Here is a 19,779-nt window from a genome sequence, read left to right as displayed (position 1 = left end):
ACCCGCATGTCAGCAAGCGCGCCGTCCCCGGCCGTCGTCTCCGAGGCCGCCGGGCCCGTACCCCGCTCGGAGGAGGTGCTGACCCCCGAGGCCCTCACCTTCCTCGCCGAGCTCCACCGGCACTTCGCCGCCCGCCGCGACGAGTTGCTCGCCCTCCGCAAGGAGCGCCGCGCCGAGATCGCCCGCACCGCCGCCCTCGACTTCCTGCCGGAGACGGCGCACATCCGCGACGGCGACTGGCAGGTGGCGCCCGCCCCGGCCGCGTTGCAGGACCGCCGGGTGGAGATCACCGGCCCCACCGACCGCAAGATGACGATCAACGCGCTCAACTCCGGCGCCCGGATCTGGCTCGCCGACTTCGAGGACGCCTCCGCCCCCACCTGGGAGAACGTCATCGGCGGCCAGATCAACCTGATCGACGCCTACGAGCGCCGGATCGACTTCACCTCCCCGCAGGGCAAGAGCTACGCCCTGAAGGACGCGGCCGAACTGGCCACCGTCGTGGTGCGCCCGCGCGGCTGGCACCTCGGCGAGCGGCACCTGACCGTCGACGGCGAGCAGATCCCCGGCGGGCTGGTCGACTTCGGCCTGTACTTCTTCCACAACGCCCAGCGCCTGCTGGACCTCGGCAAGGGCCCGTACTTCTACCTGCCGAAGACCGAGTCGCACCTCGAAGCCCGGCTGTGGAACGACGTGTTCGTCTTCGCCCAGGACTACGTCGGCATCCCGCGCGGCACCGTCCGCGCCACCGTGCTGATCGAGACCATCACCGCCGCCTACGAGATGGAGGAGATCCTCTACGAGCTGCGCGAGCACGCCTCCGGGCTCAACGCGGGCCGCTGGGACTACCTGTTCTCGATCGTGAAGAACTTCCGGGACGGCGGCGCGCGGTTCGTGCTGCCGGACCGCAACGCGGTGACGATGACCGCGCCGTTCATGCGCGCCTACACCGAACTGCTGGTGCGCACCTGCCACAAGCGCGGCGCGCACGCGATCGGCGGCATGGCGGCGTTCATCCCGTCCCGGCGCGACCCCGAGGTCAACAAGGTGGCCTTCGAGAAGGTCAAGGCGGACAAGGACCGCGAGGCCGCCGACGGCTTCGACGGCTCCTGGGTGGCCCACCCCGACCTGGTGCCGATCGCCCGCGCCTCCTTCGACGCGGTGCTGGGCGACCGGCCGCACCAGAAGGACCGGCTGCGCGAGGACGTGCACGTCACCGCCGCCGAACTCATCGACATCGCCTCGCTCGACGCCCGCCCGACCTACGAGGGCCTGCGCAACGCGGTCCAGGTCGGCATCCGCTACATCGAGGCGTGGCTGCGCGGTTCGGGCGCGGTGGCGATCTTCAACCTGATGGAGGACGCGGCCACCGCGGAGATCTCCCGCTCGCAGATCTGGCAGTGGACCAACACCGGGGTCGTCTTCGACAACGGCGAGAAGGCCACCCCCGAGCTGGCCCGCCAGGTCGCCGCCGACGAACTCCTCGCGATCCGGGACGAGATCGGCGAGGACGCCTTCGCCGCCGGGAAGTGGGCCGAGGCGCACGACCTGCTGATCCGCACCGCGCTCGACACGGAGTACGTCGACTTCCTGACCCTGCCCGCCTACCAGCGGCTGGTCGGGTAGACGCGTGCCGAACCCGGAGGTGCGCGACACGAGGGAAGGACGCGACACGGTGGAGATACGCGACGCGACGGCCGCGGACTGGCCGCTGATCTGGCCGTTCCTGCACGGGATCTGCGCGCGGGGCGAGACGTTCAGCTACCCGGTGGACCTCACCGAGGAGGTGGGCCGCGGCTACTGGATGCTCACGCCGCCCGGCCGTACGGTCGTGGCCGTCGCCGGGTCGGGCGCGGTCCTCGGCACCGCGAAGATGAACCCGAACCAGATGGGGAACGCGGCCCACGTCGCCAGTGCCAGCTTCATGGTCGACCCGGCGCACTCCGGGCGGGGCGTGGGGCGGGCGCTGTGCGAGGAGGCGCTGGCCTGGGCGGCGGCGGCCGGCTACCGCGGGATGCAGTTCAACGCGGTGGTGGCGTCCAACACCCCCGCGGTGCGGCTCTACCGGTCGCTGGGTTTCGAGGTCATCGGCACCGTGCCCGAGGGCTTCCGGCACCCGCGGCTGGGCTACGTGGGGCTGCACATCATGTACAAGTCGCTGGAGTCGTAAGGAGGTTGGGCGCTCACGGCCGCCCGGCCGGGCGGCCCGCACCCCGGGCCGGCTCACGGCACAGGCCGGCTCACGGCACAGGCCGGCGCACGGCACAGGCCGGCGCACGGCACAGCGCCCCCGGGCACCGGCGATCCGGATCGGATCTCCGGGCCCGGGGGCGCTGTCGCCGGGGCCTGTTCAGGACAGGGCCCGGCCACCGGTCGGGGGCCGTCCCTCCCCGACCGGTCGTCTTCACCGGTGCCGGCCGCCATGGCGCCGCGACCCGCGCGGCGCGGCGCCGACCGGCCGAACCGCCGGGGCGGTCAGGCCAGTCCGGCGATGTGTGCGAGGCGGCGGGCCTCGCTGCGGGTCAGCTTCGCGATGGCGTCCTCGTCGACCCGGGTGAGCCGGCCGTCCTCCACCACCGGGCGGCCGCCCACCAGCGAGAGGGTGACCGGGGCCGCCGCGCCGAAGACCAGCGCCGCGACCGGGTCGGCGATGGACGCGTGCCCGATGCCGTCGAGCTTCCACAGCACCAGGTCGGCGAGCTTGCCGGCCTCCAGGGAGCCGATCTCCGTTGCCCGGCCCAGTACTTGGGCGCCGCCGTAGGTGCCCAGCCGCAGCGCCTGCCGGGCGTTGAGCGCCTTCTCGCCGCCGCCGAGCCGGTTGATCAGCAGCGCGTTGCGCAGTTCGGTGTGCAGCTCGCCGGACTCGTTGGAGGCGGTGCCGTCCACGCCGAGGCCGACCGGGACGCCCGCGGCGAGCATGTCCGGCACCCGCGCGATCCCGGCGGCCAGCCGGGCGTTGGAGGACGGGCAGTGCGCCACTCCGGTGCCGGTGCGGGCGAAGGCGGCGATGTCGGAGTCGTTCATGTGCACGCAGTGCGCCATCCACACGTCGTCGCCGAGCCAGCCGGTGGACTCGAAGTAGTCCGTCGGGCCCATGCCGAACAACTCGTGGCAGAACTTCTCCTCCTCCACGGTCTCGCTGCCGTGGGTGTGCAGCCGCACCCCCTTGCGGCGGGCCAACCGGGTCGCCTCCCGCATCAGTTCGGTGGAGACGGAGAACGGCGAGCAGGGCGCGGCAGCGATCTGCAGCATCGAGCCGAAGGACGCGTCGTGGTGGGTGTCGATCGCGGCCTCGGTGGCCAGCAGCGCCTCCTCGGTGCTCTCCACCGCGAAGTCCGGCGGCAGCCCGCCGTCGGACGTGCCGCGGTCCATCGAGCCGCGGGCGGCGGTGAAGCGCACGCCGAGGTCGGCCGCGGCCCGGATCTCGGCGCCGAGCAGGTCGCCGGCGCCGCGCGGGAAGACGTAGTGGTGGTCCATCGCGGTGGTGACACCGCCGCGGACCATCATCGCCAGCGATCCCGACGCGGCGGTGTGCACCATGGGTTCGTCGATCCGGGCCCAGGTCGGGTACAGCTCGACCAGCCAGTTGAACAGGTTGCTGTCCTGGGCCAGGCCGCGGGTGAGCCACTGGTAGAAGTGGTGGTGGGTGTTGACCAGGCCGGGGGTGGCCAGGTGCCCGGTGCCGTCGATCCGGCGGGCGACGTCGGCGAGTCCGGCGGGCGCGGGTCCTGCGCCGACCGACTCGATGACGCCGCCGGCCACGACGACGTGCCCGGAGTCGTACTCGGTGCCGTCGGCGTCGACGGTGGCGATCGCGCAGTTCTCGATCACCAGGCGCGGGGCCGGCCGCGCGGGGTCCTGCTCGGTCATGGTGTCCGCCTCTCTCAGTCCGTCACCGGGATCGCGGCTTCGGCGCCCTCGCGCAGCACGGTGCCCTCGATGAGGCCGTACGGGCGGTCGGCGGCGTAGTAGACCTCGTTGTCGTTCTTCAGGCCGAACGGTTCGAGGTCGACCAGGAAGTGGTGCTTGTTCGGCAGCGACAGCCGTATCTCGTCCACGCCCGGCGTGTGCTCGATGACCCGCGCGCCCATGCTGTACAGGGTCTGCTGGAGCGAGAGCGAGTACGTCTCCGCGAACGCGGCCAGCAGGTGGCCGCGGACCCGCGCGTACTCCTCCTCCCAGGCCGGCGCGGGCTGGTCGTCGCCGCTCCAGGCGAACCGCCAGCGGGCGTTGACCTCGGTGGCGAGGATGCGGTCGTAGGTCTCCTTCAGGGTGGTGTAGTCGTCCTTGACGTAGCCCCAGAACTCGGAGTCGGTCGAGTTGAGCACCACCATGTCCTTCAGGCCGGAGATCACCTGCCAGCGCTCGCCGTCGTAGCCGACCTCGGTGGTGCGGGTCTCGCGGGCGTCGCGGACGAAGGAGTGGCCGCGCTCCGGCGGGCCGATCCGGTCCCAGGAGTACTCCTCGACGCGGATGCGGGCCCGGTGGATCGAGTCCTGGCTGCTGACGAAGTGCCGGGCCAGGTGGATCGCGAAGGTCTCCGCGGACTCGACGCCGTGCTTCTGCGCGAAGGCGTAGACGGTGTTCTTGGTGGCGTCGGTGGTCAGCACGTTGGCGTTGGAGCCGGAGAGGTGGACGGCGTCCATGGCGCCGGACAGCGCCACCGACACGTTGAGGTCCTTCAGGTGGTGGGTGTCCCCGTCGCGGACCACCCGGACCACCCGGACCTCGGCCTTGCCGTACTGGTTCTGGCCAAGGCGGGTGAGGCGGGCAGGGCTTGTCTCTGCGGTCATCGCTAGCTCCCTCGGTATACGGAGTAGCCGAACGGATTGAGCAGCAGCGGTACGTGATAGTGCTCGCCGGGCGCGACCGCGAAGACGATCGCCACCTCCGGGAAGAACACTCCGCTGTCCCTTGGACCGGCTCGGTCCGCGCGGGGGGCGTCCTGCTGGGCCTCGGCTTGGTGGGTGAGGTAGGGCTCCACGGCGAAGCGGAGCCGTACGTGCGTGGTGTGCTCGGGCGGGTCGGGCAGGTCCTTGCAGCGGCCGTCGGCGTCGGTGGCCGAGGCGCCGTGCGCGCTCCAGGGCGCGTCGGGCCCGGTCCTGACGGACAGTTCGACGCCGACGCCGGCCGCGGGGCGCCCGACGCTGGTGTCGAGGATGTGGGTGGACACCGAGACGGGGTGCCGCGGGGCGGCCGGGCCGGTCCCGTCCGCCGCCGCGCCGGGCGGGCCTGCCGGGGTCGCCGGGGTCGCTGGGGTCGCCGGGTCCTGCGCTGCCGTCATGCCGGGTCCTCCTCGGTGCGGCGGGTGAGCCTGATCCGGTTGATCTTTCCCAGTTCGGCCCGGACGATCTCGCGTTCGGTGTCCGGGTCGTTGCCGATCCGCTCCTTGAGGGCGGCCAGCATCTGCGCCCCGGTCAGGCCGGTGGCGCAGATCAGGAAGACATGGCCGTGGGCGTCCTGGTAGGCGAGGTTGAGCCGGAGGAGTTCGGCCCGCTCGCTGTCGCCGACCCCGCGCTGCTCGCGCGCCGACGTCGGGTCGCCCGGGGTGGGGCGGCCGATCGGCGGATGGCCGGACATCGCCTCGCCGAGGTCGGCGGCGGTGAGCGCCGCCATCGCATCGTCGCTCGCCGCGAGCAGGTCGTCGAGGCGGGCGTACGGCCGTCCGGCGGACACCGCCGCGCCCCAGGCCCGGCTGGCGCACACGTCGTGCAGCAGGTCGGCGGCGGCGCGGTCGGGGGCCGCGTTGAACCGGGCCAGGCCCGGCGAAGCGCTGGTTGTCACCCCCGCAAGCTACGAGCCGCCGCGCGCGGACGTCAACAGTTTGTTGAAAAACTTCTGGCCGCGAACACGGCTCGCAGCGCGGTCACTTCGGGTCGCGGGCCGCGTTCTCCCTGTTCAGGTAGTTGTACACGGTGAAACGGCTGACCCCGAGGGCCGACGCGACGGTCTCCACGCCGTGTCGCACCGAGAACGCGCCGCGCTCCTCCAGGATGCGCACCACGGTCTGCTTCTCCTTGCGGCCCAGCTCGGCGAGCGGGCCGTGCCGGCGGCGCAGGTCGGCGAGCAGGTGGTCGAGCGAGTCGGCCAGATGCGGCAGCCGCACCGCGACCGCCGGCTCGCCCTCCCAGCTCAGCACCACGTCGTCGCCGCGGGCCTGGTCGGGCGGCAGTGCCTGCCCGCCCATCGCGTCCACCAGCGGCTGCACGGCGGCGACGAAGGCGTGCCGCTGCGCGTCGCCGCTCACCGCGGCTCCTCGCCGAGCACGCTGACCTGGAGCGAGATACGGGTGGCACCGGCCGCCGCGGTACGGCGCAGCAGCTCCGCGACCGCCTCGACCACCGCGTCCTCGGTGCCCTCGGCGGTGTTGCCGAACGGGCCGACGTCGATCGCCTCCAGCGTCCCGGCCCCCAGCACCTCACGCGCCGCCAACGCGTGTGCGGGCGGCTCCTCCAGGTCGAACGGCTCGGTGGTGAACTCCAGCCTCATTCTCACGACGGCCCCCACGGTGGCTGCGGCTTCTTCTGCCCTCCACCGCGGAGGGCGACTCGCAGGCGACCTTAACCGACCTGGGGTCCGCCGTCCGGCCCGGCGAGGTGGGCCGCCGCGGCGACCGCCATCGCCCGGATGCCGGTCACCAGCGTCAACCGGGCGTGCGGGCGGAAGCGGGCGGAGTGGTTGCCCGGCACTTCCGCGAGCCGGCGCTCGGCGCTGTCGCCGGCCGCCGCCCACTGGCCGGGCCCGACGCTGCCGAGCATCCAGTAGCCGGTCGCGACGCCGGCCACGCCGTGCAGATCGACGCCCGCCGCGCCCAGCAGCGGGAAGTCCTCGGTCGCCGTCGACGGCTGCCAGCGCGCGACCCGGCCGGCGCCGAAGGCCGCCTCGTGCGCCTGCCGCAGCCGCGCGGCCACGCCCGGGTCGCTCGCGGTCACCGCCGACCCGGACAGCTCCCGGAGCTCCGGCGGCCGCTCGGCCCCCGCGGCGGCGGCCTCGGCATGCGCCATCCGGGTCACGGCCGCCAGGGCGCGATCCAGGGTGGCCGGGGCGAAGGCCCGCAGGGTGACCTCCATCGTGGCCCGGTCCGGGATGACGTTCCCGGCGCCGCCCGCGTGCAGCGCGCCCACGGTGAGCACCAGCGGCTCGCCCGGGCCGGTCTCGCGGGACACCACCGTCTGGAGCCGCCCGACCAGCGCCGCAGCGGCCACCACCGGGTCCACCGCCAGTTGGGGCGCCCCCGCGTGCCCGCCGCGTCCGTGCAAGACGATCTCCACCGTGCGGCTCGCCGCCAGCAGCGGCCCGTCGCCGTGCGCCACCATCCCGGCGGGCAGCGGCACCGTGTGCTGCGCCAGCACCACACCGGGGGCGGGGAAGCGCTCGTAGAGACCGTCGGCGAGCATCGCTGCGGCGCCGGTCAGCGTCTCCTCCGCGGGCTGGCCGACCACCACCAGGGTGCCGCGCCACCGGTCGGCGGCCCCGGCGAGCACCGTGGCCGCGCCCGCCGCGCACGCCAGGTGCGCGTCGTGCCCGCAGGCGTGCATCGCCGGGGCCGGATCGCCCACCGTGCTCGCGTACGGCAGCCCGGTCTCCTCGCGCAGCGGCAGCGCGTCCAGTTCGGCCCGCACCAGCACCACCGGGCCCGGGCCGTTGCGCAACACCCCGACCACGCCGTGCCCCCCGACCCCCGGGGTGACGTCGTACCCCGCGCCGGACAGCCAGCGCGCGAAGCAGTCGGCGGTGCGCCGCTCGGCGCCGGACAGCTCGGGGTGGCGGTGCACGTCGGCGTAGAACCCGGCGGCCGGCCCGAGCACGTTCGCGGTGGCCTCCTCGAACGTCTCCTGCGGGCTCAAGTGGCTCTCCTTGCACGGCAGTCGGGCGCTACGGCGGAGCGGACGGCGGGCAGCACGCCGGTGGGCAGCGGGCCGGTGGGCAACGGGCCGGCGGGCAGCGGGCCGGTGGACCTTGCGGCGGGGGCCGGTTCGGGGCGTGCCAGCGAAGTGACAGCGGTCGGCGGGCGGTTCCGCCAGTGGACGCGCGTAGAAAGGACGCTGCGGCCGCTACGTGGCCGGGCCCGCTGTCGACGAGAAGGAGTCACCATGGCTGACATCTCCAAGCTGGACACGCCGCTCGCCTCCCTTGCCCAGGAGATCCTGGAGCTGGAGTCCGAGACGTTCGAGATCACCGACTACTCCGACGCGAGCGAGGTCATGCTGGGCTCCTCCACGAGCTGCTCCAGCACCAGCACCTGCTCCAGCACCACCAGCACCACCAGCTGCACCGCCTGATCGTCGGGGCCGACACGGGGTCCGCGCGCCGGGAACACCGGCCCGCGGGCCCCTCCGCATGATTCGGCGCAGTCACGTCGCGGCCCCAGCAGTCCTGGCGGCCCCGACGCTCCCGACGGCCCTACGGGAACGGGTGCGGCACGGCGCGCACCTCCTCCTCCGCCAGGTCGTCGCCGCGCATCCCCGCCCGGCGCTGGGCGGTCCGCAGCCGCGGCATGGTCAGCGCCCGCTGCCGGGTCCAGCCGAAGTCGATCGGCAGCAGCCCGGGCGCGATCGTGCAGACCGTACGCAGGCCCAACCTCCGCTGCTCCGCGGTGGTCTGGTCGACCACGATCACGTCGGACCCGGCCGCGGCCAGTTCGCCGGTGCACCACAGGACGTCCTCCCGCAGGTCGAGGCCGCGTGGCCGGCGCCGTTCCCAGCCGTCGTAGGTCTCGGCGAACGTCCTGGTCACCGGCGGCTCCAGGTAGCCGCGCACGTGCTCGCGCATCCGCGGCAGCCCGAACAGCGCGGCGTGGTCGGGAAGTCGGCGCACCAGCGTGAAGTCCTCGGCCATCGCGGCCAGTTCGGCCGGCCGCTCGGCGACCTGGCGGGGCAGGTGCGGCAGGTAGGTGAGGATCTCCGAGACCGCCGACTCCACCGAGGCGAGCGGGTCGAGGGCGGCCCCCGCGGCGAACGCGAACGTGCCGGGCCCGCCGTCCCGCCGCACCGCGAGCCCGGTGGCGACCGGCACCGGCAGGTCGATCCGGTTGTCGTAGACGTGCACGTCGTAGCCGCACAGGGCGGCCCGGTCGATCATCGCGCGCAGCACCCGGCTGTCGCACGACGCGAGGTCGATCTCCGGCAGCGGCGCGTTGCCGTACCAGCCGAGCAGGAAGGCGTCGCGCTCGATGAGTTCGAGCAGTCCGAAGAGGATCGCCTCCTCCAGGCAGCTTCCGATCGCGCAGCCGTTGGAGCACTCGTAGACGAAGTCGTCGGCGGCGGTGCCCGCGCTGTAGTACGCCAGCCGGGCCGGCACCAGCACGGGCCGGTCGTCGCGCAGCGAGTGGCCGTACACCCACGGGATCGGCCGGCCCGGGTCGAAGGGGTGCACCATCGGGTCGTCGCGGTAGGTCCGCGGCGCGTACAGGCCGCAGTTGCGCGGGTCCAGGGCCGGCTCGCCGCGTGCGGCGAGGTCGTCGAGGGACGCGACGCGCGGCGCCGTACGGTCCCGGCGGTGGGTGCCCGCGTACCGCTCCAGGCCCTCCAGGAAGGCGAGTTCACGGCTGGCCGCGAAGGAGTTGGCCTGGCCGCTCCAGGTCACGTCGGTCAGTCCGGCGTAGCCGCGCATGAAGACCGAGCCCGCGACGGGGGCGGTGGTCGGCGAGGTCACGTCGTTCCAGGTGCCGGCGCCGAGCACCCCGCAGACCGGGTTGGCCAGCGCCTCGGTCGGCAGGGCGTACGACTCCGGGGTGCGCAGCCGGTACCGGTCGGCGGCGGGCTTCGGCCGCGGTGAGATCCCCGAACCGCCCCGCTCGCCGGGGTGGGGGGACGACGCCGGTCCGTGGTGGGCGCACAGCGGGTCGGCGAGCAGCGGCACCGTGTGCGGGCGGCCGGTCTCCAGGTCGTGCCGGGTGACCCGGGCCAGACCGTCGGCATGGGGCGGCCTGGGGGTGGTGACCGCCCACACGTACAGCGCCCACACGGCGTCGACGGTGCAGTCCGGGAGCACCGGCCAGCGGCCCGCCGCGGTCAGGCCGCTCCGCCCGGCCTCCAGCGCCTCCCGCTCGGTCCGGGTGCGCAGCCGCTGCCAGCGCACGGCGAGGCAGCAGCCGCAGGCGCCGTCACCGCCGGGCCGAGGTTCGCCGGCGTGCGGCGCGGTGGCATCCGGGCCCGCGCCCCAGGGGCCGACCAGCACCGCGTCCGGGGCCAGGTGCACCGTCGCCGCGGCCCGGCGTTGGGCCTGCTCGGGCGGTTCGGGGTCGGGCCGCAACAGGTCGTGGCCGCCGATGACGGCCACCGCGGGCGCGGGCAGCCCGGCAGCGGCGGCGCGTGCCGCCAACTGCCGTTCAAGTTCCCGCCCGGCTGCTTGGATGCCCGGGGCTGCGGCCCACGCGGCGGCGGGGAGTGCTGCGGTCGGCGCGGTCATGTCCGGTTGCTCCAACGGAAGACGCGGGCCGCGATCAGCCCGAACAGGACGGTGAATCCGATCAGGCCCGCGCAGTCCAGGGCGTAGCGGCCGAGCCCGTCGCGGCCGGCGAGAACGTCGGTCAGCCCGTGGTCGAGGAAGCGCAGCGGCAGCACCCAGGAGAACGCCTGTATCCAGCCCGGCAGCAGGTCCGCCGGATAGAACGCGCCGGACAGGAACGCCATCGGCACCATCACGAAGTTCGCGATCGCCGCGACCGCCTCCGGGGTGTTGGCGAGGCTGCCCACCACCAGGCCGAGCGCGAGGAACGCGGCCACGCCGAGCACCAGCAGGGGCAGCGCCAGCGGCCAGTCGCCCGCCAGGTGCAGCCCGAACACCGGCAGCACCGCCACCGCCGTGAACAGCACCGCCTGGCACAGCCCCACTCCGACCGCGACCGCGAACCGCGACCCGAGCACCGTGGGAAGTGGGGTCGGGGTCCGCCACACCAGCCGCAGGATGTCGTCGCGCCGCCAGTGCATCAGCGCGAACGCGGGCCCGAACAGGGCCGCGTTGCCGACGCCCCACGACAGCACGCCCGGCGCCACGTAGTTGATGTACGGCAGTCCGCCGTCGACCTTCTGGCCGCGGAAGAGCAGCCCGAACACCGCCAGGAAGACCAGCGGGAAGGCGAAGGTGAAGAAGACCGTGGTCCGGTCGCGGACGGAGGCGAGGAACGCGGCTCTGGTCAGCGCGGCATAGGCGGTGCTGCGGGTGCCGCGCGTGCTGCCGCCGGGGGTGGGGCCGGGGGTGGGGCCCTTCGAGGTGCTCGGGTCGGTGGGGTCCTTGAGGTCGGCGGACTCGTCCGGGTCGGTGGGGGTGCTCGGGGTGCTCGGTGTACTCGGGGTCGTGGCGGTCATCTGCCCAGCTCCGTTCCGGCTCCGGTCAGCCGCAGGTAGGCGTCTTCGAGGGTCGCGGTCCTGGTCCGGATCGCGTCCATGTCCACGAAGGCGCCGACCGCGACCAGCACCCGGTTGGCCACGCGGGTCTCGATCACCACCTCGCCGCCCTCCACCAGCACCCGGTCCACGCCCTCGATGGCGCGGGCCTGGTCCGGGGTGATCCGGTCGGCGGGCACCAGCAGCCGGGCCGGCGCCGCGAGCGAGCGGACCAGGGCGGCGGGGGTGTCCAGCGCGGCCACCCGCCCGCCCGCGATGATCGCCACCCGGTCGCACAGCGCCTCGGCCTCGTCGAGGTAGTGCGTGGTGTACACGATGGTGCGGCCCTGGCCGCGCAGTTCGCGCAGCAGCCCCCACAGCGACCTGCGGGCCTCCGGGTCCAGCGCGGCGGTCGGCTCGTCCAGGAAGATCAGCTCGGGGTCGTGCACCAGCGCGGTGGCCAGAGCAAGCCGCTGCCGCTGGCCGCCGGACAGGTCGTCGACCCGGCTGCGGGCCTTGGCCGCCAGCCCCACCGACTCGATGGCCCGGCCGGCCGCCGACCGTTCCAGGCCGTGCAGCGCGGCCACGGTCTCCAGGTGCTCGACCGCGGTCAGCCGGGTGAAGAACGCGGAGGTCTGCGTCTGTACGCCGATCCGCCGCAGCAGCGCGGTGCTGCGCGGCCAGGGCGACTGGCCGAGCACCTCGACGGTGCCCGCGTCGGCTTTCCGCATGCCCTCCACGATCTCCACCAGCGTGGTCTTCCCGGCGCCGTTCGGCCCGAGAATCCCGAAGAACTCGCCGTGGCCCACCGTCAGCGACACCCCGTCCAGGGCACGCACCCCGTCGTAGCTCTTCGTCACACCGTCCAGCACCACAGCGGGTGGTGACGGGTCGTCGGCTCTGTTCATACGGCCTTTCTCTCGCGTCTGCGGGGCGGGTACGGGGCTGCTGGGTCCGCCGTCCGGGCCGGGCCGGGCGGGCGCCGCGGCGGCCGGCGCCGAGGGGCCGCCCGGGTCCGGGTCGGCAGCGGTCCGCGTGGCGGACGCGCGCCTGGCGGCGGCGCGCAGGCCGAGCGGGCGGAGCAGGAGGGCCGCGGCCACGGCGGCGAGCGGCAGGTAGGGCGTCCAGGTGTCGTAGCGCGCGGGCAGGGCCCCCGCGCACAGCAGGCCCGCCGCGGCGAGGGCGGCGAGGGTGAACAGGGCGCCCAGCAGGGCGTATCCGCCGAGGACGCGGCGTGACCTGGCGGGGTAGGCGGCGGTCGCCGCGCGGGCGCCCGGGCGGCGCAGCGCGGCGGAGACCGCCAGCCGCAGGTAGGCGCGGCTCTCCGGGGCCAGCCGCAGGGCACCCAGCGCGTAGCCGAGCGCCTTGTAGCCGTCCAGCGGCGGCAGTGGCACGAGGTTGAGCAGTCCCATGGCGGTGCCGAGCAGCAGCAGTCCGCCGAAGAAGGGCTCCGCCTGGGCGCCGCCCGGCAGCAGCGCCCACACCACCCAGAACGGCAGCAGGTAGACCAGGTTCGCCACCACCCCGGCCATCGCCACGGCGACCTGCGGCCCGCGCCGGCCGAGGAACTGGACGTCCTCGACCTCGCAGTACAGGTACGTCATGAAGCCCGCGCGGCGCCGCAGGCCGATCTCGGCCACCTTCAGCCCGTAGCCGCGGGCCACCAGACCGTGTGCCAGTTCGTGCAGCGCCAGGCTCAGCCACAGCACGCAGCCGACCGCCACCAGCGCCACCGGCTGCTGGAACAACCGGCGTGTGGCGTCGGCCAGTTGACCGAACCGGACGGCCTCCGCGACCAGCAGCGCGGCGCACAGCGCGAGCAGCGGGCCCAGCACCGCGGGCCGGCGCGCGAACGCCGTCGCCTGGTGCAGCCGGTCCATCGCCGAACCGGCGTCCGCCACCAGTCGCGTCCGCCCGCCGAGCCAACTCCCTTGCTGCGCGCGGGTGTCGGCGGCCCTCGCCCGGTCTTCGGCCGCACCCGAGGGCGTTTGGGGCGGCCGGGCGGCCGCCAGCAGGCCCCGGAGCGAGAGCATCCGCAGGATCTGCGTCCACTGCGCCTCGCCCAGCCGCGTCCCGTACGCGGCGGCGTACTCCGCGCCGATCTCGGTGAGCGACTTCGAGCCGTCCAGCCGGACGATCAGGAACCGCTCCTTCCCGCCGACCTCCAACCGCGCCCCGGTCAGCGGGTCCTTGACGAGGTGGACCACCTTGGGGCCGCGGGTCAGGGCCGGCCCGACGGTCACGTCGTCGCGCACGGCGGGCCGCATGTCGAGGAAGCCGCCGACGGTCGTCACGGGGTCACCGCGGGGCGGGGTTCGCGAAGCGCGCGGCCGAGCACGTAGGAGAGGTACGCCTCGTCGCGGACGCTGACCGACAGCCGGTTGTTGGTCATGTGCAGGTAGGGCGAGGCGAGCATCGGCAGGGCCTGCTCGGGGTCGTCCACCGGCAGGTCCCGGCTGCCGTCCCAGGAGCGGAAGACCAGGTCGCCGGAGCGGGCCAACTCCGATACCCGTTCGCGCAGTTCGAGGCCGTGCTCGGCCCAGCCGCGAAGGAAGCCGGGCAGCCGGCCGAGCGCGGGCCGCGCGGTGGCCCGCCGGATCTCCTGGAAGCGGTGCGGCAGCGCGGTGCCCATGGCCTGGTAGGCGCGGTCGTAGCCGTCGCTGGCGGTGAAGTTGGTGCCGGTGAAGGCGGAGTTCCAGAACTCGTGGTAGCGGTCGAGGAAGGTGAGCAGCGCGGTCTCGCCGGGCAGCAGGCACCCGGCCATGGTCATCATCAACTGCGCGGCCGTGCCCAGCAGTACGGTCCGCACGTGCAGGTTCATGGTGGCCGCCGCGTCGACCACCAGTTCGCTGGAGCGCTGGAAGTGCCACTCGGCCAGTTCGACCCCGGCCGGGCCGCCGTACTTCCCGTACTCGGGCTCGTAGGGCTCGGCGGCGAAGGAGTTGTTGGGGCGCAGCCGCATCCGGCCGGCCGCGTCGGTGAAGCGGTCCCGCTCGCCGCCGGGGTACTCCAGCTCGAAGAGGGTGTTGTACAGCTCGGCGAGGAAGCCGTCCTTGACCTCGTACAGAGCGGGCCGGCGCTTGAGGAAGTCCTCGACGGCCGCGGCGGCGCGGGCGGCGACCTCGGGCCCGGCCTGCGGCGAGGAGGGGCGCAGCCGCAGCCGGATGTGCGGCCCCTCCAGCCAGTAGTTGATGAAGAACCACCCCGACAGCAGGCCGTCGCGGGTGAGTTCGGCGACCAGGGGCCGGGCGCACTGGAGCAGGAAGGGGCGGGTGCTGGCGGCGTAGAAGACGTGGTACGCCTGCCAGTCCCCCCGGGGATCGGCGGGCCCGGCGGGGCGGGCAGGGCCGGCTGGGCGGGCGGGGTCGGCGGGTCCGGCGGGGTCGGCTGGGCGGGCGGGGTCGGCGGGTCCGGCGGGGTCGGCTGCCACGGGAGTGCCGGGGGCGGGGCCGGTGCTGCCGCCGTGCGGGATCGTCGTCATACGCGCGTGCCCTGCCTTCCGTGCGGGTCGGGTGCGGGTGCCGGCGCCGATGCGGCTGCCGGGGTCGGGGCGGGTGCCGGGGTCGGTGCCGGGGTGGGTGCCGGGGTGGGCGCGGTCGCCGCCGGACGGGGGACGATCTCCACGGCCAGTTCGGCGACATGGCGGCCGCGTGCGGAGCGGACGTGCAGCTCGTCCGCCGCCGGCAGCATCTCCTCGAAGACCGTGCGGGCCCGGCCGCCGCCGGTGAGCGCTTCGAGAGCGATCAGGGACAGCGGGCTGTCGAAGTCGACGTAGCCGGGTTTGGCGCCGCCCCCGAAGGCCGCCGCCGGCCCCCCGCCGCCGGGCAGTTCCTCCCGTACCGTCGCGAACACCCGTGCCGGCAGGCTGTGCCGGCGCCGCCAGCGCTGCCACGCGAGGTAGTACGCGGCTTCACCCGCGCCCGGCTCGCGCACCGGCAGCGCGCCCGGCGCCGCGGTCCAGCTGCGCCGGTGCAGGACCAGACCGCGGTAGCGCACCCGGGGCCGGGCGGTGACTCCGTCGACCGCCGGGCCCTGCGGAACACCGCGCCACAGGTCGGGCCGGGCGCGGGAGGTGGGCGAGAAGAGCAGCAGCGTGCGCGGCACTTCGGGCAGCACCATGGGCACCAGGTAGCCGAGGTAGAGCGGCACGACCTCGCGGCCGAGCCGGCGCGAGCGCAGCACCAGCCGGTCGGTGGCCTCGTCGTGTTCCGCGTACAGGTCGTCCAGGTCGATCCGCGCTCCGGCGGACCCGGTGCCGCGCTCGCCCGGGCAGACGATCTCGTGGTCGGTGAGCCGCCCGTGCAGGTTGAGGTTGGTGGTCGCGGAGCCGGCGGTGACCTCGGCGAAGACCGCGCCGGGCGGCTGCCAGGCACGCAGGGTGCGGCGCAGCTCAGCGCTGAGGCCGTCGGCGGCCGGGCTGTTGGAGGGGGTCCCGGCGGCAGGGGTCCCGGTGGCGGGGGTTCCGGTGGCGGGGAGCTCGGCCGGGTCCGCGCCCGTGCCCTCCGCGCCGTCGAAGCAGTGGGTGAAGCGGGTGAAGGGGAAGCACAGGCCGCCGTAGGAGTTGTTGAGGACCACCAGCGGGTCGCCGTCGCGCTCGGCGAGCTGCACGAAGTGGCTGTGCGGGGTGAACCCGGCTGCGAGCGGGGCGAGTTCGGCGGCGACCGCGTCCACGGTGGCTTCGTCGAGCCGCAACTCCTCGGCGCCGGGCGGGTGGTCGTGCCACGCCTCGCGCATCCGGCGGGTGAACTCCGCCCTGGCCCGGTCCAGCGCGGTGACCTCCGGCAGGCCCAGCCAGTTCTCCTCCGGCGCGGCCGAACCATCAGGCGCCCAGGGCGACTTGGTGGACGTGAACTGGAGGTACTGCGTGAAGATGTCCTCGTGGAAGTCGTGCACCAGCCGCAGCACGTCGTCGCAGCGCCCACCGCGGCCGTACCGGGCCAGGAAGAAGCCCTTCAGCACCAGCCGCTGCGGCAGCGCCACGTCGAAGGCGGGCAGTACCCGGGTCAGGGAGTGCAGCGGCGCCGCGGCCAGCTCGGTCCAGCGCTCCAGGTCGGCGCCCACGGGCTCGGCGCGTACGTCCTCGTAGAGCAGCGTCTGCGGGAGCGACGGGGCGTCGGCCCCTAACTCCTCTTGCACGCTGATCAGTTCGCCGCGCAGGGTACGCAGCAGGGCGCGCCGTCCGGCGAGGTCGGCGGCGGCGTAGCGCTCGACGCAGGAGGCGGCGCCGGCGAGGCGGGCGGCGACGCGATCGGCCCAGGGGCGGTCCAGGGCCCGCAGCGCGGCCCGGAAGGAGCGCAGCGGGTCCGGCGTGTGGACGTCGGTGTCCAGGCCGGTCATCTGGAGGATGCCGAGATCCAGCAGGGTCGCGGGGTAGCGGGCGGCTTCTTCGGGCGCGGCACCGGTCTCCGCGGCGAGCCAGTCGGCGAGGTCGCCGTACCGGGGCGTCGCGCCGCCGGCGAAGAGGCCGAGCATCCGCTCCAGGGTGCCGCTGCGGCGCAGGAAGAACAGCCGGTCGTGGGCGGCGTCGAAGCTGACCGCCGCGGTGTCGTCGCCCGTCGTCACCGAGCGGCGCACGTAGCGCAGCCGGTCGTCGTCGAGGTTCCAGCCGGCGGACACCGCGACCGGCAGGTCGGCGCGGCGGTCCGGGTCGGCGGCGACCAGCTCCGCCAGCCGGGCCAGCACCACCACGTTCAGCCGGGGATGGCTGCTCCAGCCGTCGCCCAGCTCGCCCCGAGCGTCCGTCGCCCCCTCGTCCCCTCGGCCGGACGGCTCCTCGAACTCCCCCGCCGCCACTGCCGTGAACGTGCTGAACGGGCTGGTCTTGCACGCCGTGCGGTACAGGTACGAGAGCAGCGACCGCTCCTTCTTCCGGGCCCGCTTGTCCGGTGCGGGCACCGGCCCCGCCGCGCCTTCCGCGATGAACGCGTCCAGTTGCCCGTCGAGGGTCGGCGAGGCCAGCACCAGGCCGAGCCGCAGCCGCTCCTCGGCCGCGAGCCGCCGCAACTCGGCCCGGGCCGCCGCGAGTCCGTCGTCCACCAGGCCGCCACCGGTGGCGAGGGCCCCGGCGAGTTCGCGCCGAGCGGTGAGCCAGCGCTCCAGCAGTTCGCCGGTTCCGCCGCCCGCGGCTCGCGCCAACTCCCTTACGGCGTCGGGATCGCGCGGCACCCGGCCGTTGAACACCTCTCGGCGCAGGGCCAGTACGCGGCGGCGCTGCCGTTCGTCGTCGGTCGCCACGACCAGCGCGGTCAGCGGGTCCGCCAACGCGTCCGCGAGCGCGTCGATCCGGTCCTGCGCGTCGAGCACCTGCTCGGCCCAGGCGCGTGCCCGCGGGTCGCGCAGCCGCTCCACGGCCTCCACCGGCAGGCCGGCCACGCGCAGCACGAAGCGGCGGTGCAGCAGCCAGTTCCGGGCAGCGCCGTCTCCTGCCGTGGTGCCGATGCCGGTGCCGGTGCCGGTGCCGGTGCTGGTGCTGGTGCCGGTGCTGGTGCTGGTGCTGGTGCTGGTGCCGGTATCGCTCGCGCGCGTGGCGCTCGCCTCACTCACGTCGTCCACATCTCTCATCACGGGCGCTCAGGCGATCTCGTAGCGGAAGTCGGCCGGGCGGGGCCGTTCGTGGCCGATCATCATGATCAGCAGCGGGATCTCGCCGGTCGCGTCGAGCCCCAACTCCTCGGTGAAGGAGATCGCGTCGAACCCGAGCGCCACTCCGCAGGCGAGGCCGGCCGCGCTCGACGCGGTGTACACGGCCTGGGAGATGCCGCCGACCACCGCGTTCACCAGGCGGTAGCCGCGGTCCCCGACGGCGTCCAGCACGGCGTGGGTGCGCGCGGCGGGCACGATCACGGCCGCGGCCTGCTCCAGGTTGTAGTTCGCCAGGAAGTAGTTGCGCTGGAGGAACTCCCCCGGGCGGCCGGCCCGCAGCAGCCGCAGCGACCCGTCGGCCCGGTCGTACGCGTAAGCGCCCTGCGGCACGCCCGCCACGTGGTTCACGAACACCAGCAGCCGGGTGAGGGGTTCGGCGTCAGCGGGCTCCGCGTCGCTGTCCATCGTGCCGGCGGCGTCCGCGGCGGCGAGCACCGTCGCCAGTTCCCGCGCCGCCAGCGGACGCGCCGCCTGGAACCTGCCGAAACTGCTGCGCCTGGCCCGCAGCGCCTGCCGCACCCCGCGTTCCAGCGGCTCCCGCGCGGGCAGCGCGACCCGCTCGCCGCCCGCCTCGACCGGCCGCGCCGACGCCGCCGCGAGCGCGCCGGCCGCCGGCCGCCGGGTCGCGCCCTCGACCGTCGCCGCGTGCATCCGCCGCACCGTCTCGAAGGTCGTGGTGAACCCCGAACGCTCCTGGTCGGCATGCCCTACCCGCACGGATGCCGCGCCGGAGATCGCGCCGGAGCCCGTGCCTTCGGCCTCCGCGGCCCCGGTGCCGGTGCCGGCCGCCGCGGCCGCGTTTGTCGTCGCGTGCGCGGTGGAGGGCTGCCAGGCCAGCGGCACCACGGCGAAGACGCCCTCCTCGTCGTCGGTCAGGCCGAGCAGGGCGCCGAGCCGGGGCTCGTCGAACCAGAAGGCGGGGCCGACGTGCAGGCCGTGGGCGCGGGCCCAGATCCGCCACGTGGCCAGCAGGGCACCGGTGTCCATCGTGACGACGTGGTAGCTGAAGCTGTTGTACTTGAAGGAGTTCTGCCAGAAGCGCACGGTGAGCACGAGGAACTGGTCGTGGCCGAGGGCCGGTTCGCCGACCGCCGCGCGCACCTGCGGGGTGACGTCACCGGTGAGCAGGCGGCGCAGCGCGTGCTGCCGGGTGTCGTAGTAGTGCACGCCGGGGGTGAGGGGGCCGCCGGGTCCGCTGACCCAGTGGATGCCGACCGGGTACAGGCCGCCGCCGGACGCGCTGCCCCGCGACCAGTTCGCCTCGGCGTACATCGGCAGCGTGCCCAGGTCGGAGTTGGCCTGGACGGCGAGCCGGCGGCCGGTCAGGCCGTAGGAGTCCTGGAGCATCCCGGCGAGCAGCGGCAGCGTGAACGCGCCGCCGCCGCGCGGCCCGTACAGGCCGCGCTCGACGGTCGCGCCGGGCGGCGGCGCGGGGGTGGCGTGCGGCAGCGGGAAGCTCTCGGCGCCGGGGAAGTGCTTCCCCTTGCGCGGCCGGTCCGCCCAGTCGGGCACCCAGTCGGCCGGCTCCATCGGGTACCGGCCGCGCCGGACGATCGCGGTCGCGTACTCATGGGCGAATCCCACGGGCGGTCCTTTCCTCATCGGGCCTCTCGGGCCTCTCGGTCCTTGCGGTCCTTGCGGTCCTTGCGGGTGCTGCCTGGGTGCTGCCTCGGGTCCTGCCGGGTCGCGCGGAACTGCCGTACTGCCGTGCCGCCTTGCCGCTGTGCCGCCTCACCGCCGTACTGCCGTCTTGCCGCTCCGCCGTCCGTTCCGGGTCGCCTCGCCAAGGGCGTGAAGGGCGTCAAGGGCG

The 19,779-nt window shown here is 74.7% G+C and carries 16 protein-coding genes; 3 read left to right on the top strand and 13 right to left on the bottom strand.

The genetic code is table 11. The features are described 5' to 3' along the window. Nucleotides 1-6 precede the first annotated feature (6 nt). Together aceB and ACIPAE_RS23670 are read left to right on the top strand one after the other, a co-directional pair. Entirely contained in the window at nt 7-1,626 is a 1,620-nt protein-coding gene (gene aceB, locus ACIPAE_RS23675; protein ID WP_329363595.1) for a malate synthase A, read from the top strand. 49 nt (nt 1,627-1,675) lie between these two features. Continuing rightward, nucleotides 1,676-2,170 carry a GNAT family N-acetyltransferase gene (locus ACIPAE_RS23670; protein WP_402447696.1) on the top strand — a complete coding sequence of 165 codons (495 nt, stop codon included), beginning with the start codon at nt 1,676-1,678 and terminating at the stop codon, nt 2,168-2,170. Nucleotides 2,171-2,475: 305 nt separating this feature from the next. Here ACIPAE_RS23670 and ACIPAE_RS23665 read toward each other — a convergent pair whose 3' ends face one another. The 7 genes from ACIPAE_RS23665 to ACIPAE_RS23635 all read right to left on the bottom strand — a co-directional run bounded on the left by ACIPAE_RS23665 (nt 2,476) and on the right by ACIPAE_RS23635 (nt 7,847). Further along, a complete protein-coding gene (locus ACIPAE_RS23665) occupies nt 2,476-3,870 on the bottom strand; it encodes an 8-oxoguanine deaminase (protein ID WP_402447694.1) in 1,395 nt (464 codons plus the stop codon). 14 nt (nt 3,871-3,884) lie between these two features. Beyond that, entirely contained in the window at nt 3,885-4,793 is a 909-nt protein-coding gene (gene pucL / locus ACIPAE_RS23660) for a factor-independent urate hydroxylase (protein WP_329363599.1), read from the bottom strand. A 2-nt stretch (nt 4,794-4,795) separates the two neighbouring features. Continuing rightward, nucleotides 4,796-5,284 carry a hydroxyisourate hydrolase gene (gene uraH / locus ACIPAE_RS23655; protein WP_402447692.1) on the bottom strand — a complete coding sequence of 163 codons (489 nt, stop codon included), beginning with the start codon at nt 5,282-5,284 and terminating at the stop codon, nt 4,796-4,798. Continuing rightward, nucleotides 5,281-5,784 (bottom strand): 2-oxo-4-hydroxy-4-carboxy-5-ureidoimidazoline decarboxylase, encoded by a 504-nt coding sequence (gene uraD / locus ACIPAE_RS23650; protein WP_329363603.1) that lies wholly within the window; start codon nt 5,782-5,784, stop codon nt 5,281-5,283. The genes uraH and uraD overlap by 4 nt, the downstream gene beginning before the upstream one ends. An 82-nt stretch (nt 5,785-5,866) precedes the next feature. Beyond that, nucleotides 5,867-6,187, bottom strand: a complete 321-nt coding sequence (locus ACIPAE_RS23645; RefSeq protein ID WP_328474672.1) for a helix-turn-helix domain-containing protein — start codon at nt 6,185-6,187, stop codon at nt 5,867-5,869. Nucleotides 6,188-6,243: 56 nt separating this feature from the next. Further along, a complete protein-coding gene (locus ACIPAE_RS23640; RefSeq protein WP_329363605.1) occupies nt 6,244-6,495 on the bottom strand; it encodes a hypothetical protein in 252 nt (83 codons plus the stop codon). A gap of 65 nt (nt 6,496-6,560) precedes the next feature. Further along, nucleotides 6,561-7,847 (bottom strand): amidohydrolase, encoded by a 1,287-nt coding sequence (locus tag ACIPAE_RS23635; protein ID WP_402447689.1) that lies wholly within the window; start codon nt 7,845-7,847, stop codon nt 6,561-6,563. A gap of 246 nt (nt 7,848-8,093) precedes the next feature. On the opposite strand from ACIPAE_RS23635, the gene ACIPAE_RS23630 reads away from it, so the two are divergent. Next, nucleotides 8,094-8,282, top strand: coding sequence for a thiazolylpeptide-type bacteriocin (locus ACIPAE_RS23630; RefSeq protein WP_093711265.1), 189 nt, complete (start codon nt 8,094-8,096; stop codon nt 8,280-8,282). 121 nt (nt 8,283-8,403) lie between these two features. On the opposite strand, the gene ACIPAE_RS23625 is transcribed toward ACIPAE_RS23630, so the two are convergent. From ACIPAE_RS23625 to ACIPAE_RS23600, 6 genes are all read right to left on the bottom strand, one after another. Next, entirely contained in the window at nt 8,404-10,410 is a 2,007-nt protein-coding gene (locus ACIPAE_RS23625) for a TOMM precursor leader peptide-binding protein (protein WP_402447686.1), read from the bottom strand. Continuing rightward, the gene (locus ACIPAE_RS23620) at nt 10,407-11,309 is read right to left on the bottom strand and encodes an ABC transporter permease (protein WP_366413621.1); all 903 of its coding nucleotides are present in this window, start codon (nt 11,307-11,309) and stop codon (nt 10,407-10,409) included. Before ACIPAE_RS23620 ends, ACIPAE_RS23625 begins: the two co-directional genes overlap by 4 nt. Continuing rightward, nucleotides 11,306-12,235 (bottom strand): ABC transporter ATP-binding protein, encoded by a 930-nt coding sequence (locus ACIPAE_RS23615; protein WP_402447943.1) that lies wholly within the window; start codon nt 12,233-12,235, stop codon nt 11,306-11,308. Before ACIPAE_RS23615 ends, ACIPAE_RS23620 begins: the two co-directional genes overlap by 4 nt. A gap of 1,382 nt (nt 12,236-13,617) precedes the next feature. Next, nucleotides 13,618-14,808 (bottom strand): lantibiotic dehydratase C-terminal domain-containing protein, encoded by a 1,191-nt coding sequence (locus tag ACIPAE_RS23610; RefSeq protein WP_402447684.1) that lies wholly within the window; start codon nt 14,806-14,808, stop codon nt 13,618-13,620. Continuing rightward, the gene (locus ACIPAE_RS23605) at nt 14,805-17,879 is read right to left on the bottom strand and encodes a lantibiotic dehydratase (RefSeq protein ID WP_402447682.1); all 3,075 of its coding nucleotides are present in this window, start codon (nt 17,877-17,879) and stop codon (nt 14,805-14,807) included. Before ACIPAE_RS23605 ends, ACIPAE_RS23610 begins: the two co-directional genes overlap by 4 nt. Nucleotides 17,880-17,897: 18 nt before the next feature. Further along, a complete protein-coding gene (locus ACIPAE_RS23600) occupies nt 17,898-19,553 on the bottom strand; it encodes a nitroreductase family protein (protein WP_402447680.1) in 1,656 nt (551 codons plus the stop codon). Nucleotides 19,554-19,779: the final 226 nt, after the last annotated feature.

The organism is Streptomyces sp. NPDC087270, assembly GCF_044744625.1.
In the GTDB taxonomy this organism is placed as follows: Bacteria; Actinomycetota; Actinomycetes; order Streptomycetales; family Streptomycetaceae; genus Actinacidiphila.
The sequence above is the reverse complement of the archived record's forward strand: the minus strand, read 5'-3'. Positions and strand labels throughout refer to the sequence as shown.